The organism is Maridesulfovibrio sp., from assembly GCF_963678865.1.
Lineage (GTDB): Bacteria > Desulfobacterota > Desulfovibrionia > Desulfovibrionales > Desulfovibrionaceae > Maridesulfovibrio.
The window spans coordinates 1795876-1813199 of record NZ_OY787459.1 but is presented as its reverse complement, the minus strand read 5'-3'; the positions used below and the strand labels follow the sequence as shown (position 1 = coordinate 1813199).

The 17324-nt window shown below is 49.2% G+C and carries 11 protein-coding genes and 2 tRNA genes; 8 read left to right on the top strand and 5 right to left on the bottom strand.

Features of this window, described 5'->3' with window-relative positions; translation table 11 throughout:
* Window positions 1-4: 4 nt before the first annotated feature.
* The 5 genes from ACKU41_RS08410 to ACKU41_RS08390 all read right to left on the bottom strand — a co-directional run bounded on the left by ACKU41_RS08410 (window position 5) and on the right by ACKU41_RS08390 (window position 5796).
* Window positions 5-2422 (bottom strand): cache domain-containing protein, encoded by a 2418-nt coding sequence (locus ACKU41_RS08410; RefSeq protein WP_321405014.1) that lies wholly within the window; start codon window positions 2420-2422, stop codon window positions 5-7.
* A 184-nt stretch (window positions 2423-2606) separates the two neighbouring features.
* Window positions 2607-2683: transfer RNA gene (locus tag ACKU41_RS08405), tRNA-Arg, on the bottom strand.
* A 194-nt stretch (window positions 2684-2877) separates the two neighbouring features.
* Window positions 2878-2954, bottom strand: a tRNA-Arg gene (locus ACKU41_RS08400).
* 134 nt (window positions 2955-3088) lie between these two features.
* A complete protein-coding gene (locus tag ACKU41_RS08395) occupies window positions 3089-5260 on the bottom strand; it encodes an MFS transporter (RefSeq protein ID WP_321405013.1) in 2172 nt (723 codons plus the stop codon).
* Window positions 5224-5796 (bottom strand): TetR/AcrR family transcriptional regulator, encoded by a 573-nt coding sequence (locus ACKU41_RS08390; protein WP_319780957.1) that lies wholly within the window; start codon window positions 5794-5796, stop codon window positions 5224-5226. The genes ACKU41_RS08395 and ACKU41_RS08390 overlap by 37 nt, the downstream gene beginning before the upstream one ends.
* 1095 nt (window positions 5797-6891) lie before the next feature.
* On the opposite strand from ACKU41_RS08390, the gene ACKU41_RS08385 reads away from it, so the two are divergent.
* From ACKU41_RS08385 to pta, 8 genes are all read left to right on the top strand, one after another.
* On the top strand, window positions 6892-7539 hold the full coding sequence (locus ACKU41_RS08385; protein ID WP_319780956.1) for a succinate dehydrogenase/fumarate reductase cytochrome b subunit: 648 nt from the start codon (window positions 6892-6894) through the stop codon (window positions 7537-7539).
* 13 nt (window positions 7540-7552) lie between these two features.
* On the top strand, window positions 7553-9406 hold the full coding sequence (locus tag ACKU41_RS08380) for a fumarate reductase flavoprotein subunit (protein WP_321405012.1): 1854 nt from the start codon (window positions 7553-7555) through the stop codon (window positions 9404-9406).
* A gap of 20 nt (window positions 9407-9426) precedes the next feature.
* Entirely contained in the window at window positions 9427-10164 is a 738-nt protein-coding gene (locus tag ACKU41_RS08375; protein ID WP_319780954.1) for a fumarate reductase iron-sulfur subunit, read from the top strand.
* 3 nt (window positions 10165-10167) lie between these two features.
* Window positions 10168-11007 (top strand): fumarate hydratase, encoded by an 840-nt coding sequence (locus tag ACKU41_RS08370; RefSeq protein WP_321405011.1) that lies wholly within the window; start codon window positions 10168-10170, stop codon window positions 11005-11007.
* Window positions 11007-11564: a Fe-S-containing hydro-lyase gene (locus ACKU41_RS08365; protein ID WP_321405010.1), complete on the top strand. Its 558-nt coding sequence runs from the start codon at window positions 11007-11009 to the stop codon at window positions 11562-11564. Before ACKU41_RS08370 ends, ACKU41_RS08365 begins: the two co-directional genes overlap by 1 nt.
* Before the next feature lie 38 nt (window positions 11565-11602).
* Complete coding sequence (locus ACKU41_RS08360) at window positions 11603-12922, top strand: malic enzyme-like NAD(P)-binding protein (RefSeq protein WP_319780951.1); 1320 nt, start codon at window positions 11603-11605, stop codon at window positions 12920-12922.
* 245 nt (window positions 12923-13167) lie between these two features.
* A complete protein-coding gene (locus ACKU41_RS08355) occupies window positions 13168-14706 on the top strand; it encodes a DASS family sodium-coupled anion symporter (protein ID WP_321405009.1) in 1539 nt (512 codons plus the stop codon).
* A gap of 456 nt (window positions 14707-15162) precedes the next feature.
* A complete protein-coding gene (gene pta / locus ACKU41_RS08350) occupies window positions 15163-17280 on the top strand; it encodes a phosphate acetyltransferase (protein ID WP_321405008.1) in 2118 nt (705 codons plus the stop codon).
* Window positions 17281-17324: the final 44 nt, after the last annotated feature.

Here is a 17324-nt window from a genome sequence, read left to right as displayed (position 1 = left end):
GGGGTTAAGTCAGTATCGGCAGGGAAATTGTGAATCTGGTTCCTTCTCCGAGGGTGGAGTCGGCGGTAATTGTCCCGCTATGGTTGTGGGTGATGATGAAATAGGAAACCGAAAGCCCAAGCCCGGTACCGATATCCGGTCCTTTTGTGGAGTAAAATGGTTCGAATATCCGTTTAAGTTTTTCATTCTCAATACCCGGACCGTTGTCTTCAATCTCCACCCGGACGAAGTTTTCATCCGAAGATGTCCGAATGGTAATTGTCGGTATTTTATGTGAGTTTTTATCCTCGGAAAGGGCTTGTGCCGCATTTTTTATCAGATTGAGTATGACCTGACTTATTTCCATCTCGGTGAAGTTGAACATGGGAGATGAGTTGAAGTCGCGGATAATTTTTATTTTTTTGAAGTCATATTTCTTTTTGAAGTCATAGTCATTTGAAGCCAGTGAAATTGCGGTTTCAATTACCGGTTCAATGGTTCCGCTGGATTTTGCGGAATTGTCCTTGCGGCTGAAATCAAGCATTAACCTGACGATTGAGGCAGCACGTGCTCCGGCATCCTGAATACTGCGCAGGTAGTTGTTTATGCCTCTTTTATCCATGTAATTACGGAGATTATCCAGATCTACGTTGCATTTTTCGGCTATGGGCAGATTGCTCTTAAGTGTTGGTGATGTCCTGCGAATAATATTCTGGGTTACCTGCATGATGATGCCCAGTGGGTTGTTGATTTCGTGGACCATGCCGGCGGCAAGTCCGCCTACGGACATCATTTTTTCATTCTGAACCATAATTTTCTGCATCTTGCGGCGTTCTGTCACATCGCGCATGACAATGAGCAGTTTTTTTTGCCCGCCGATGGAGGCCACACGTGCAAGGTTGTCAGTCCAGAATGGTTCCCCGGTGCTTTTTTTTACCATCCATTCAAAATGGACGGATTCACCGGAAAGGGCTTTATTGAAAAGTTCCGCTGCGTACTTGTTATCATATGGCGGGCTGTTGAAACTTATGATCTCAGGACTCATGCCGATTGCTGCGTTCCTTTCCATGACGAAAAAATCGAGAAAGGCCTGATTTACATCGGTGAAAATCCGTTTCTGCAGGTCGAGAACACCGATGGCGTCCTTGGTGGAGTTGAATATTTCGCGATAGGTAATTTCCGACTTCAGGAGTTCATTCTTGGCTGATTCCCTGCTGTCAATCATACTGTTTGCGAGTTCAGCCAAAGTGTCTAATTCTGTGAATGCTATTTTTGAACGGTCAATTTTAGCTGTGGTTCCGATCCCTTTGCGAAAAAAGTTCTCAAAGTAATTGAAATTGTCTGTGAGTATGCGTTTGAATCTGCCGGAGAAGAAAACACAGCTTAGTGAAATAAGAAATACAAGGGTCAGCACCGCTGCCACTTGAATCATAAGAGTGTCCCACAGTTCTTCCTTGCTTTGTTCAAAGCGGAGTTCCTGTCTGCCCACGTCTATTCCGTAGGCCAGAAACCAATCCCATTCAGGTATAGATGAGCAGTAGCTTATTTTTTTGTACGACTTGAAATTCTGGCTGAAAGCCGGATTTTTGTATGTCACAAAGTCTCCCCCGGCCTTTGCAGCCCTGATCAGGTCTTTAACTATGTATACTCCCTCGGAATCCCTGAGTTTAAGGAGATTCTTTCCTTTTGAGGGACCGAGCAGGGATTTCCCCCTGAGAGTACCTACCAGTATTTCATCTTTATCCCGGTTTATATTTGCCAGCCAGTCCAGTATTTCATCCTGCGTTTTCATGGTCACGGTATCTTCATATATCCCGATTCCGATTATCCAGCGAAACGGTTTGAATAGTTTAATAAATGATGTTTTCGTCAGTGGGAGGCTGTTTTTTCCGGATCGGGGCCAAGTATATTTTATATATCCTGCATCCTGCTTTTTGATGAGTCTAATCATGTCCTGAACAATAAATTTGCCGTCGCTGGTCTTCAGGTCCAGTATGTTTTTCTGTGTCATATCATGCAGTCCCGGACTCAACTGTGCTGTGCCGTCCATATCCACAATAAACAGATATGAATCTGAAAAATCAAATATCATTGAGTTCAGGGTTGATTTGATAAGTGTCTGCAGTTCATTTTTGTTCAGGGAGTCTTTATAGGTGGCATACAGCTGTTCAGCCAGTTTGTGAGCTTCAATAACTGTGGATTTGACTCTTTTTATGCTGTTCTGTTGATTAGTGGTCAGCGTATATTCAATGGAATGTTTAATTCGGGTAACTTCCCGGACCAGCTGTCCTTCAATTCCGCCAAGAATTGATGTTTTGGCTTCAATTACTTCTTTTTGATAATCAGAAATCATGAAATAGACTGTGAGCCCCCCGAAAATGAAAATGGAAGCAAAACAGAGAGTGAGCATATAGCGCGACAATGTGGAAGCAATGCTTTTCATAAAAATACCGTGCTGTTGGGTCAGGTAAAATAGAAACTGAAAAGTAATTATCTTAGATTGTAGCATTGCGGGGGGATGGGAACAAGAAAGTAATGCCCGGAATGGCTTAAAAAAAGCCATCGCTTGTAGTGGAAAAGAAAAAAGGGTTACGATCTTGTGATCGTAACCCTTTGATTTAACTAAGTGGCGCGCCTGAGAGGATTCGAACCTCTGACCTACGGATTCGTAGTCCGGCACTCTATCCAGCTGAGCTACAGGCGCGCGTCGAGAAAAAGTGTTTATGTGTATTTCAGAGAATGGTCAAGTGTAAATTTAAAAAAAATTAAAAAAAGTTGATTTTGTCTTTTTACAGAAAAAAATCGGTCTCGGAATTAGGAATCCGGTTTTTCAGAAAATTAATTTCAAATGAAAAAAGGATCACGATCTTGTGATCGTAACCCTTTGATTTTGCTAAGTGGCGCGCCTGAGAGGATTCGAACCTCTGACCTACGGATTCGTAGTCCGGCACTCTATCCAGCTGAGCTACAGGCGCGCGTTGAAGAGGGTTCTATGGAGAAACCCTCTTAAGGTCAAGTGTTATTTTAAAATAAATTAGTTTTTTTGTGAACCTGATGTTTGCTTTTGTCTCTTATCTGTTTTTATGTGTTTGAAATAATTGTGTTAATTTTAGTTTTGGATGGGAGGAAAGTTTTTAGTCTTCACAATGGACATATCAGGGAGAATCCACATTGCAGCGCAGTCAGGGAAATGTTTCTGCATGAATTTATTTCCTTTTTTGGGGCCCATTATGAACACCGTGGTAGCCAGTGCGTCGGCTGTTTCTGCGTTCGGGGCTATGGTCGTTGTTGCGATGCTTTCAGTGGATGATTGCAAAAGGGCCGGATCGAATATGTGATGCTTCCGTGTTTTTTCGTCTTTGGATACCGGGATGATGAACTGATAATAATCACCTGATCCGCAGACCGCGTTGTTCTTAACCTTGATGCGTCCGATGATGCCGTTGCCTCTTGGGTTGCGGATGCCGATTGTCCATTCGCGGTCTCCGAAGACCATGAAGTCGCCCCCAGCCTCAACCATGGCGGTGGTAATGCCTGATTCTTTCAGGTGATTTGCGGCGGCGTCAATAATTGTGCCTTTGGCAAGCCCTCCAAGGTCCAGGGCCATTCCTTTTTTGGGCAGGAAGACCTTGTTGTCTTCGGAGTTCATTTCCAATAGCCGGAAATTAATCAAAGCCTTGTGTCCTGCAAAGCGTTCTTTGTCCAAGGCGTAGTAAAAGGGTGTGGTGGTAATGGCTCCAATGGTGATGTCGAAGCTGCCGCCGGATTTTTTGCTGATTTCAAGACCGCTCTTGATGGTTTGGAACGCTTTGTCAGAGACACGTACGCTATTTTTTCCAGCCTCGTGGTTGACCCGGCCAATAGAGCCGAGCTTGTTGCGGTGATCCAGATCTTTTTGCAGTTGGTGCATTATGGCTATAGCTTCTTTGACAGCCTTCTGTGTGCCGGTATTTTCCTGAACGGGAATGGTCAGGTTGACTACAGTGCCCATGGCGATGTCACTGTAGCGGAAGACGGCTTTGTCCGTGTTTCGGTTCAGGTGCCGGGGGATCATCAGAAGCAGGAACAATGCACAGCAGCCAGCTATGGCTATCCCTGTTTTGCGTTTTCCTTTTCCGCTTATGCTTTCATATAATAAAAAGACAGCACTTAAAGCTCCGGCAATGGCGGTCAATTTGAAAGGGGTCCCGATGTGCCCGCTGGCACTAACCATTATTCCGCAGAAAAGCGGTCCGGCCAGAAAACCGATATTGGCAGCCATGTTGGCGAATCCCAATGCCCTGCCTTTGGCACAGCCCAGTTCGGAACACACTGCCATGGATGCGGGCATGGAAATAGCCGCGCCTATGCCGGAAAGGATGCCGGTAAACATGAATCCAGGGATTGTGGAACATCCGCCGAGGATATAAAGCGCCAGAGCACTTAAGAGCATTCCTGTGGAGGTGACCAGCCTGCGGTCGAAAGCGGCCAGCAACCTTCCTGAGACGGGAAGCAACAGTACTGTTGCCAGACTGGGGATGGAGAAAAGCAGAGCGGTGCTGCCGGGGCTGAGATGCAAAGAAGATTTGAGCAGTACCGGATAAAAAGCAATCAGGCTGCCTATGCCCATTCCTCGGCCGAAAAGGGCAATCAGTATGCCTAGATAATGGCGTGGTCCGGGAGAAAGTTCATTGTCCCCGTCTTGTGTTGCTGTGCGGGTGGGCAGAAGCTTTGCGCAGTAAGAAAAAAGAATGAATGCCAGTCCCATGAAAGCGGACATGGTTCCGAGAACCGGCAGGTAGTCTTTATCTATATATAATAGGCCGCCCAGAAGCGGGCCGAGCAGGAAAGATGAGTTCATCGCCGCCGACAGGAAGGCAAAGCGTGAAGCAAGCTTGTGTCCTCCCATGGATGCCCCGATGGCAGCCATACTCACTGTGCGAACTGTTCCGGCGCATAGGCCGAGAATGAACTGGATAACGTAAAGTGTTTCAATGGCCGGATGCAGCAGGTAGAGCAGGGGGAGCAGCGCAGCCAGTCCGCAGGAAAACAGAAGTGGTCTGCTGCTGCCGTATTTGTCGGCATAATTGCCGGATAGGGGGGCGATAAGCAGTTTTGCCAGAAAATATCCGGCAAATCCACTTCCCAGCCACATGCCGCCGGCCTTTTCATCAAGGTTCATCAACGGCAGGGTGAAACTAAACACCCCCGTGCCCATGGATGCAGCAAAAACAGCTCCCATCAGCAGGGGAATGTTGAATCGGGTCAGGTTCTGGCTAAACTTCGAGTTACGAATTGGCATGCTTCTTTGAAAAGATTGTCTATCTTAAAAGGGGTCAGGAATTCAGTTCGTACTGCCCCGACGATGTGCCCGTATACCAGATAGCAGGTCTGGGGCAGGGGAACATTCTGTATGGAGCCGTCTTCAATGCCTTGACTTATGTATTCTTCTATCCGGTCAATGAGTCTCTTGAATTTTGCCGCGATATGGGTGCGGTCAAGGTGCGGGTATTCATCACTGAAAGGTGAGCTGCGCAGCAGGGTCGGGAAAGTTGCCCTGTGGCTTTCGGTAAAGTCGAAATAAGCCTGAACGAAAATAGCTAGCGCTTCAAGTCCGTTTCGCCCTTCTTTCGCTTTGTCGGTGAGAACACCCAGCATCTGGTCTATAAGGTCTCCTCCTGCTTCAAGGAAGAGGTTGTCTTTGTTTCCGTAGTAGTGTGAAACCAGTCCCGAAGCCACCCCGGCATGATCAGCAACCATTTTCAGTGTGGTGGCGGTATATCCGTGTTCTCCGAATTGCTCTTGTGCGGCCAGCAGTATCTTTTCTTTTTTTGTCATGGGCGCTGCTCCGTTTTTGGGCTGTCGCAGTTACGGGTCTTTAATGGGTAAAACCGTATCAACAGGCTGTTACTGGAAATTGTTTGCCAATGTAATTCAGGTGCATCCTCTGTACGTTTTAAATGAGGTTAATAATTTTTCAACGGAGGCAGGAGTCTGACTTCCATATTTTTAAGTAGTACTCAACAGAAAAATTAACAAGGTTGAATTTTAATAAATGTATTACTTTTTTAGGTGTTTCCAAGGACCGTTAATGTGTGTATTGGAAGGTTAAATTGATTTTTAGGGTATAAAGTCTTTATTCTTAGGGCCTTGAATAGATAATACATTTTTTGAATTCGTAATATTTATGCGTTAGTGCAAAAATTCACGAAGTTGTCAATAAAAAAATCAAAATTGATTGACCAGCCAATTAAGGGGTGTTAGAAAGGTTACAACTAAATGACATGCCGGTCCAGCTTCAAGTTTTGAGACCGCATATTTGACAATGTGAGTTGCAGGTTTTGTGATCTGGTTGAATTAAAATCTCTCCGAAGGGATGAATGTTCTGAGTGTGCATTTCAGACTTTTCGGGTGCCGGGGGATGTATGCCAGTTTTCAGTCAAAACATATCCGCAAAGGGTGGGGTGGGACCTGTTCTTGCGGAATCAGGTGAAATCTGTATTCGGAGCCGTTGCGGCATTCCGGGACAGTGGGGCCTGCTGTTCTTGCATTGTCTTTCGTCTTTTTTCTTTTTGAACTCCTCTGCCGTGCCTGTTTTCTCATTCTTTAGAGTGAACAAGATGCCGGCTTCCACAATACTTTTCCCTACATACAGCTTTACAAACAACCCGTTTCCGCATGCGGAAACGGTTAATTCAGCGTGTTTTTTGCTCTGGTTTCTTTCTCCATTTTCAAAAATATTCCCTTTAAAAGGGATTATGCCTTTTAAGCCGGGTATTTGATTCGGCGTCCGGTCGTGAGTCCGGACGAATTTGAGGGAAGTGGGGTTGCCGGCCTGCTGTCGGTGACAGATATGTACCATTGTACTCATGCTGATGAGGTCATGTTGGTAATCCATTAATACGGGAGAAATTCCGTCAAAGGAGGATGATTATGGCTGTAGATGTAGGTATGCACTTAGCGCGTCCGGGCAAGAGGGATGCAGTGCTCGACTGGTTGCAGATGCTTAGCGGAGCCGGGCTTGTTGCTTTTATGTGGTGTCACATGATTCTGGTTTCTTCGGTTGTTGTTTCGCCCAAAATCATGAATGCCATTGCTTATTTTTTTGAAGCAACATATATGGCGCAGGTTGGCGGTCCTTTGATTTTCTTAACTTTTTTGCTACATTTCGCGTTGGCGGCCAGAAAGATACCTTTCCGTGCGGAAGGGCAGGCAACCATGTGGCAGCATGCACAGATGCTTAAGCATCGTGACACTTGGCTCTGGGTTGTTCAGGCCGTGACCGCAATGGTCATCCTCGTGATGGGTGCCATCCACATGTGGGTTGTGCTCAATGATCTTCCCATTACTGCCGCAAAGTCGGCGGCCCGTGTAGCTGGAGGCGGATGGATGCTTTTCTACCTGATCCTTCTGCCCTGCGTTGAGCTTCATGTCAGCGTTGGTTTTTACCGCATAGGTGTTAAATGGGGATTCATCAGGACTGAGAACAGGAAACAGGCCAAGAAGCTTGAATCCATTCTCTTTGCGACCTTTATGGTTATCGGCATCATCACCCTGATCAGGTTCATCACTTTAAGTTAAACGGGGTTCTTAAATGCAAACATATTACTCTGATCTCCTTGTTATCGGCGCCGGACTGGCGGGCGAGCGCGTGGCTGTGGAGGCGGCCCAGGAAGGTTTTGATGTAATCTGTCTCTCAATTGTTCCGGCACGCCGGTCTCATTCATCGGCAGCACAGGGCGGCATGCAGGCCGCGCTGGGCAACTGTGCTAAGGGCGAGGGAGACAATGTAGACGTCCACTTTGGCGACACTGTTCGCGGTTCCGACTGGGGCTGTGACCAGGAAGTGGCCCGTCTTTTCGCAGACGCAGCTCCCATTGAGATGCGCAGACTTGCACACTGGGGTGTGCCCTGGAACCGTGTAGTTCCCGGTAAATCCTTCTATTTCAAAGGTGGCGAGAAATTTGAAAAAGAAGAAAAAGAGGAAAAGCGCGGCCTGATTACCGCCCGTTCCTTCGGCGGTACTGCCAAATGGCGTACCTGCTATACTTCCGACGGAACCGGACACGCAGTCATGTGTACCATGGACAACCGCTGTGCCGAACTCGGAATCAATGTTTTTGACCGCAAGGAAGCAATCTCTCTCATCCATGACGGAGACAAATGCACCGGTGCGGTTGTCCGCTGCCTGCGTACGGGCGAGCTGGAAGTGTTCCTTTCCAAGGCCACTGCCATCTGCACAGGCGGTTTCGGGCGCATCTATAAAGCAACCACCAACGCGGTTATCTGCGACGGCGGCGGACACATCCTTGCCCACGACACCGGGGTTGTTCCCATCGGTAACCCGGAAGCCATCCAGTTCCACCCCACCGGAATCGTACCTACCGATATTCTGGTGACCGAAGGTTGTCGCGGTGACGGCGGAACTCTTCTTGATGTTAACGAAGAACGGTTCATGAACATTTACGAACCGGCAAAGGCAGAACTGGCCTCCCGTGATGTTGTTTCCCGTTGGATGACCCACCACATGCGTCAGGGCAAAGGTGTTAAATCCGCTTATGGCGAACATCTCTGGCTGGATATCCGCCATCTCGGTGACAAGCATATTTCCACCAAACTGCGTGAAGTGGATGAAATCTGCCACCATTTCCTTAATGTTGACCCCCGCAAACAGCTTATCCCGGTCCGTCCGACCCAGCACTACACCATGGCCGGTGTACGTACCAATAAAGATGGTGCCGTCTACGGCATGAAAGGGCTCTTTTCAGCGGGTGAAGCGGCCTGTTGGGATATGCACGGATTTAACCGTCTGGGCGGTAACTCACTTGCTGAGACAGTCGTTGCCGGGGGAATTATCGGGGCCAAGATTGTTGAATTCCTTAAAGGTTACGAAACCGACTTCAAGACTTCCCTCGTTGCTGAAGCCGTGCGCAAACAGCAGGATCGCATTGAAAAGCTGCGCAGCGGTGCTAACGGCAAGGAAAATGTCTACAAGGTACGGGAGGAAATGCAGAATGCCCTCATGGAAGGCTGTTTTGTCTTCAGGAATGAGGAGGGTCTCACCCAATGCATCGAAACCCTTCAGGGTACTCTTGATAAAGCCCGCAAGGTCGGCCTTGTTTCAAACGGTCTGGGCGCTAACCACGAACTGGCTGCGGCCCTTAAGATCGAAGGTCAGGTCAAGCTGGGTCTGTGTATTGCCAAGGCGGCCCTTGAACGTACTGAAAGCCGTGGCTCCCACAACCGTGAGGACTATACCGCACGTAATGACAAGGAATGGCTGAACAGGACTCTGGCTTATTGGCCTGTGGGCGCGGATATGCCGGAACTCAAGTATGAAGACGCCACTCCCGGTTATGAAATTCCTCCGGGAGACCGTGGTTACGGTGGCGGTTCCATCATTGAAGCCGACAAGGCCGAGATTGAATCCAAAATGATCAAGAAATAACCCCTGAAAAGGATATTAAAATGAGCAGACAACTCGAATTTGATATATTCCGCTACAATCCTCAGGATAAGGGGTCGGTTCCGCACATGCAGACTTTTGTGCTGGACGAAACCGAGAACATGACCCTGTTCATCGCGCTGAACCGCCTGCGCGAAGAGCAGGACCCCGGCCTGATTTTTGACTTCTGTTGCCGCGCGGGCATCTGCGGTGCCTGTGCCATGGTGGTAAATGGCAAGCCCCGTCTGGCCTGCCAGACCAAAACCATCGACCTGCCGGAGCGCATTACCCTGCTGCCTCTGCCTGTTTATAAATTGATCGGTGACCTGTCTGTCGATACCGGCATATGGTTCAGGGAAATGTATCAGACCACGGAATCATGGATTCATACCAACAAGACCTTTGATCCTGCCGCGATTGAAGAGCGCATGGAAAACGAGGTCGCGGAACAGATTTATGAACTGGAACGCTGTATTGAATGCGGCTGCTGTGTTGCTGCCTGCGGTACCGCCCGTCTTCGTGACGACTTCCTCGGTGCTGCATCCTTGAACCGTGTGGCCCGTTTCGTAGTCGATCCACGAGACCAGCGCACCGACCGCGATTATTTTGAAATTATCGGTAATGATGAAGGTATCTTCGGCTGCATGGGCTTGCTCGGCTGCGAAGATGTCTGCCCCAAGAACCTGCCGTTGCAGAACCAGCTCGGTTTCCTGCGCCGCAAGATGGGGATCACCGCAATCAAGGAAATATTCAGGAAGTAAGCTATGCGTACCATTAAAGCTGAACAGGTTATTGATGCCGTGGCGAAAATGTGCGTGAGCGCAAACCGCTACCTGCCTGAAGATGTGAAAAAGCGTTTTAACGAATGCGCCGCTGCCGAGGAGTCCCCGGCGGCAAAGGAAGTGTTCAGGCAGATCAAAGAAAACTGGGAACTGGCTGCTGAATCCGGACTGCCGCTTTGTCAGGATACCGGGCTGGCCGTGTTCATCGTTGAAATGGGTGAGGATGTGCGTGTGGAAGGCATGAACATCCGGGACGCCATCAACGAAGGAACACGCAAGGGGTATGAGGAAGGATTCCTGCGTAAGTCTGCCTGTGATCCCCTGACCCGTGCCAATACCAAGGATAACACCCCGGCCATTATACATTTTGATATCGTCCCCGGTGACAAGATCAAAATTACTTTCATGGCCAAGGGCGGCGGCTCCGAAAACATGAGCCGGGTGACCATGCTTGCTCCGGCACAGGGCTGGGAAGGCATCAAGAAATTCGTCATAGAGCGTGTCGCTGAAGCCGGTCCCAATCCCTGTCCCCCGACAATGGTCGGTATCGGCGTGGGGGGAACCTTCGAATATTCCGCGCTGCTGGCTAAAAAATCCCTGATGCGCAAAGTTGGCGAACCTCATCCAGACCCTGAAATGGCCAAGCTGGAAGCCGAGCTTATGGAAGATCTCAATAAACTCGGCATCGGTCCCATGGGGCTGGGCGGCAAGACTACCGTTTTTGACGTGAAAATCGAAATGCGTCCCTGCCACATTGCGTCCCTGCCGCTGGCGGTGAATATCCAGTGCCATTCTTCAAGGCACGAGGAGGTGGAACTCTAATGGCTGAATATAAGCTGAATACTCCGCTGACTGATGAAGATATGGTCCAGCTCAAGGCCGGGGATGTTGTTAAATTGACCGGAACCATCTACACCGCTCGCGATGCTGCCCACAAAAGACTTTGCGACCTGCTTGATGAAGGCAAAGAACTGCCTTTTGAGCTTAAAGGCTCGGTTGTTTACTACGTCGGCCCCAGCCCGGCCCCTCCGGGCAAGCCCATCGGTTCTGCCGGTCCGACTACCAGCTACCGTATGGACACCTATGCACCCCGGCTGCACAAACTCGGGCAGAAGGCCAGCATAGGCAAGGGTAAGCGTAGTGATGAGGTCAAGCAGGCTCTTAAAGATAATAAAGCTGTTTATTTCGGAGCCACCGGAGGTGCTGGTGCTCTGCTTTCCATGTGCATCAAGGAAGCGAAAGTTATCGCTTTTGATGAACTGGGTCCCGAAGCTATCCGTGAGTTGACCGTTGAGGATTTCCCTTTGCTGGTCATTAACGACTGCCACGGTGGCGAACTGTATGCTGTGCCTGACCGCAAAGCTGCAGGTGTTGAGTAAACGTCGAAAAGTTGTAATCGACAATAAAGGAGAAAGTTATGGCTCTTTTTACTAAACAGGAAGCCCTTGACTACCATTCGAAAGGCAGAAAGGGTAAAGTTGAAGTCGTTCCCGTAAAACCCTGCAATACCCAGAAAGACCTTTCCATGGCCTACAGTCCCGGTGTTGCTGAAGCCTGCCTTGCAATCGCTGATGACAAGGAAAAATCGTACGAGTACACTGGTCGCGGGAACCTTGTTGCGGTTGTTTCCAACGGCACCGCTGTTCTGGGACTCGGTAATATCGGTCCTGAAGCCGGTAAACCGGTTATGGAAGGCAAGGGTGTGCTGTTTAAGGTGTTCGCTGATGTAGATGTTTATGACATCAACCTCGACGTTACCGATCCTGATGAGCTCTGCAATATTGTAAAGGCCCTTGAACCTACTTTCGGTGGCATCAACCTCGAAGATATCAAGTCTCCCGAATGCTTTTACATTGAAGAGAAGCTCAAAAAAGAAATGAATATCCCGGTTTTTCACGATGACCAGCACGGTACCGCCATTATCTCCGGTGCGGGGCTGATCAACGCTGCTGAAATCGCCGGCAAAAAGATCGAAGACATGCGTCTGGTTGTTTCCGGCGCCGGTGCTGCGGCTGTAGCCTGCACTAATTTTTATATGGCTCTGGGCATTAAGCGTGAAAACGTTGCCATGTTCGACTCACGTGGTCATATCAATAAAAGCCGTGAAGGGCTTAATGAGCAGAAACTGCAGTTCGCAACCGATAAAGAGTACAAAGATCTTGCGGATGCAATGAAGGGTGCCGACCTGTTCCTCGGTCTTTCCGTAAAGGGAATGGTCACTAAGGAAATGGTCAAGTCCATGGCTGATTCCCCCATCATTTTTGCCTGCGCCAACCCTGATCCCGAAATCTCCTACACCGATGCCAAGGAAGCGCGTCCTGACGCAATCATGGGTACCGGACGTTCCGACTTCCCCAACCAGGTCAACAACGTACTTGGCTTCCCCTTCATCTTCCGCGGAGCACTGGATGTGAACGCCAGTGCAATTAACGAAGAAATGAAGATTGCTGCTGCAAATGCTCTTGCTGCTTTGGCAAAAGAGCCGGCTCCGGACTATGTCTGCGAAGCTTACGGTGTGGACAAGCTTGAATTCGGTATTGACTACATCATCCCCAAACCGCTCGACCTGCGTCTGATCGAATGGGAATCCGCAGCTGTTGCACAGGCAGCTATGGATACCGGCGTAGCCCGCAAGAAGATCGATATTGAAGAATACAAAAAAGAACTGCGCGAACGTCTGGCTGCTTCCAGAAAACGTGTTGGTGAATTCCTCAAGACATATGATCTTGATCTTTAATGAAGCTTAATTCTCTTGAATTGCATGGTCGTAGCCCTGCTCGGTTGCGTACCTGAATTGGTAACAATCCCTCCCGGCCCCGGTCGGGAGGGTACAAAACTGGTGGTGAGGTCCTGTATGTAAAGTCTCGGCAGTCTGTCCGGATCAGGCAGGATGGTTTTTAGCTGCGCTGACAACCCGCATTGCGGGGCAGTAAAATTCCATTTGTATCCGGCGTGCTCTGCCACAAGCTCAAGTGAGGGACTATGAGCGATCAACAAGATAGTGGTAACGGACGTAGAATCGGTTATTTTTTGGGACCGATAGTTTTCCTGATCATGTTTTTAATGCCCGCACCTTCCGGTATGGATCCTGCGGCATGGAAAGTTGCGGCGGTTACGGCCCTGATGGCGATCTGGTGGATTACCGAAGCAATCCCCATTCCCGCTACATCTCTGATGCCTATCGCACTTTTTCCGCTGTTGGGGATTATGAAGTCTTCAGCGGCTTGTGCCCCTTACGCTAACCATCTCATCTATCTGTTCATGGGCGGCTTTTTTCTGGCCGTTACCATGGAACGCTGGAACCTGCATCGGCGCATTGCCCTGCACACCATTAAAATGGTGGGAACCAGTCCCGGACGTATGATTCTCGGGTTCATGATAGCTACCGGCTTTCTCTCCATGTGGGTGTCAAACACCGCAACGACCATGATGATGGTTCCCATCGGTCTTGCTGTTATCCAGCAGGCTACCGGGTTTGACTCCAAAGACCTTAGAGCCTGCTCCAATACCGGCCCCGAATCAAACTTCGGTAAATGTCTCATGCTCGGTATCGCCTATGCTGCTTCAATGGGTGGTGTCGGTACCATCATCGGTACTCCTCCGAACACAGTAATGGTCGGTATGGTTGACAAAATGTACGGCGTCCAGATCGGTTTCGCCCAGTGGATGCTCTATGGTGTTCCTCTGGCTGCAATCATGATCGCTGCCTCATGGTGGATTCTGACCAAGGTCCTGTTTCCGTCCAAAGGTCTTGAGCTTGCCGGTGGTGAGGCCATCATCAATAAAGAAATCGCGGCACTTGGGCCCATGTCCAAGGAAGAAAAGTACATTGTTGCCGTCGGCTGTTTTGTTGCGGCTTTCTGGTTGTCTCGAGGATTTCTCAAGAAAGCAGCCTTCATGTCAGTCATCTGGCCCAATTTTGGTCATGTGCATGATGCCACCATCGGTATCCTGGGTGCAGGTATCCTCTTTGCCATTCCCACTGATTTCAAGAAAGGCAAATTCCTTCTGGATTGGAAAACCGCAGTTAAAATCCCCTGGGATGTAATCCTGCTTTTCGGTGGTGGTCTGGCAATCGCTAACGGTTTTTCAAAGACCGGTCTGGCGACATATATTGCTTCCAGACTGACCATGCTCGACGGTCTTTCCATTCTGGCCTTCGTCGCCATTGTGGTCCTGATTACCATCTTCCTGACAGAAATCACCTCCAACACAGCCACCGCGACACTGCTGGTGCCCATTATGGGCAGTGCGGCGATCGCCATGGGCGTACACCCCTTTGCAACCATCGTCGGTGCTTGTGTTGCAGCATCCTTTGCCTTCATGCTCCCGGTTGCAACGCCACCCAACGCTGTTGTGTTCGGCTCGGGATGTGTATCCATCAAGCAGATGGCTGCGGCTGGTTTCTGGCTGAATATTATCGGTGCGGTTCTGATTACCGTTTCCGTTGTCTACATGCTTCCGGTTCTCTGGGGCGTAGATTTAAGTGTCCTCCCTGACTGGGCAGTTATGCCTAAGTAACACCCCCTGTGTTTCCGGGCGGCATGTTCCGCCCGGAAACTGATTTTTCAAAGCTGACTGGGATAATTGTTCTTTCTTGAAATAGTCTGCAGCCGCAAGGTTGCTGATTCCATATCTGCGTCCGAAATTCGGACCTGGAGACACCGGATGTTCCGCAAGCATCCCCCGGCAGGGCCACGACTGTTTGCCTTTTTTAGCGCTACAAAAGGGTTGCAGCATTAAATCCAAGGCAGCATGGCGGACCTCATCAGCACCTCCAGTGGTCTTTGCCGGGTGTCTCCGAATCCGGACGTCAGATAAACCGGTATTCGCTCAGTTCCGGTTTTCTGCTTCCTGCATCTGGTGTCTTCTTTGCTGTCTGGCAAAGATATCTTTTCTGTCACTTCATGAGCGTGATTAAAAATGAAAGATTTGGTATTAGTAAATTCCATGCAGTAACTGAATTCAGGAGAAAGAATGTCAAAGAGCTTATATATTGCGGCCACAGAGGCACGGAGCGGAAAATCAGCAATTGTCCTCGGTGTGATGCAACTGCTTTTAACCCACCTGCGGAAAGTGGCTATTTTCAGGCCCATTATTCATGATAATTTCAGGGACCGGGATCATGATATCGACCTCATCCTTCGTCATTTCAAGCTTTCGCAGGATTATAAAACAACCTACGCATATACTCAGAGCGAAGCCACACGCCTGCTCAATGACGGTAAGCATTCCCTGCTTATGGAGAATGTTCTGGACCGCTTCAAAACGCTGGAGAGAGAGTACGATTTCGTGCTTTGCGAAGGTACGGATTACCTCGGCGGCGAGGCTGCCGTTGAATTTGAAATAAATCTTGATGTAGCAAGTAACCTCGGTAGTCCTGTGTTGGCCGTGCTTAATGCCATGGACAGTTATGAAGATGAAATCTGCGATCTGGCCAACCGTACCGTCGCCATGTTTGAGGATAAAGGGTTGGATGTTATATCGGTTATGATCAACCGGGCATCAAAGCTTTTTTCCCCTGATCTCGCAGCGCGCCTGCGTAGATGCCTCAAAAGCAAAAGCCACCCATTGGTCTATGTTCTCCCCGATGACAAAAGGCTGGGTAATCCGACCATAAGTGACGTGCTTAAATGGCTGGATTGTAATGTCTTATACGGCAAGGACCGCCTCGATACTCCCATTGATAACTATGTCGTCGCGGCCATGCAGATTGAAAATTTTCTGAAATACGTCAATGACGGCAGCCTGATCATCACCCCCGGTGACCGTTCGGATATTATCCTGGCCAGTCTGTCTTCGCGTCTTTCCGATTCCTACCCCAATGTGTCGGGGATTCTGCTCACGGGCGGGATTAAACCGGCCATGACCGTGCATCATTTAATAGAAGGATGGAAGGGCGTGCCTCTGCCTATATTGGTGGCTCCGGGGCATACCTACAAGACAGCCCAGATTCTGCGCGGTCTGCACGGAAAGATCGATCCTGAGAATCAGGCCAAGGTTCTCTCGGCCATGGGGCTTTTTGAAACCTGTGTTGATTCACATGAATTGCAGCAGAAGTTTGTTTCCAGCAGTTCCACACGCATTACCCCGTATATGTTTGAACATACCCTGCTGCATAAGGCTCGTGAAGATGAGCAGCATATAGTCCTGCCGGAAGGAAAGGAGGAACGCATACTGCGTGCTGCGGATATTTTGCGCCGTAGGCGGGTCGTGCGTATGACCCTGCTTGGGAATAAGGATGAAATCAGGCAGGTCGCTTCGTCTATAGACATCAGTTTGGAGGGTATCGAAATAGTGGATCCGTTAACCTCTGAATATTTTGACCGTTTTGTGGATGAATATTTTGAGCTGCGCAAAAATAAGTGCATTGTGAAGGATGATGCCCGCGACCGTATGAGTGACCCTACTTATTTCGGAACCATGATGGTGTATACCGGAATTGCGGACGGCATGGTTTCAGGTTCTATCACCACCACTGCCCAGACTATACGTCCGGCTTTTGAATTCATTAAAACCAAACCGGGATTTTCAATTATTTCCAGCGTCTTTCTCATGTGTCAGAATGATCGGGTTATGGTGTACGGAGATTGCGCGGTGAACCCAAACCCCAATGCGCAGGAACTTGCCGAGATTGCCGTCAGCTCTGCACAAACTGCTAGAATTTTCGGCATTGAACCCAGGGTGGCTATGCTTTCCTACTCCACCGGGGAGTCGGGTAAAGGGTTATCTGTTGATAAGGTCAAAGAAGCTACCGAACTGGTGCGCAAGCTTGCCCCGGAGATCGCGGTGGAAGGGCCGTTGCAGTTTGATGCAGCAGTTGATCCGGATGTTGCCGCTGAACTCATGCCCGAGAGCGATGTTGCAGGACGGGCTACCGTGTTGATTTTTCCCGATCTCAATACCGGGAACAATACTTATAAGGCTGTGCAGCGTTCCCAGCCTGAATCAGTCGCCATCGGTCCGGTGTTGCAGGGGTTGAAAAAACCGGTCAACGACCTGAGCCGTGGGTGTACCGTGCGTGATGTTGTCAACACTGTGGCCATTACCGCCATTCAGGCTATTGCTGAAAAGAATAAATCCGGGGGCAAGTAACGTAAAAAAAATTTGTTTGATTGAATGTACTTCCAAGGAGTTTT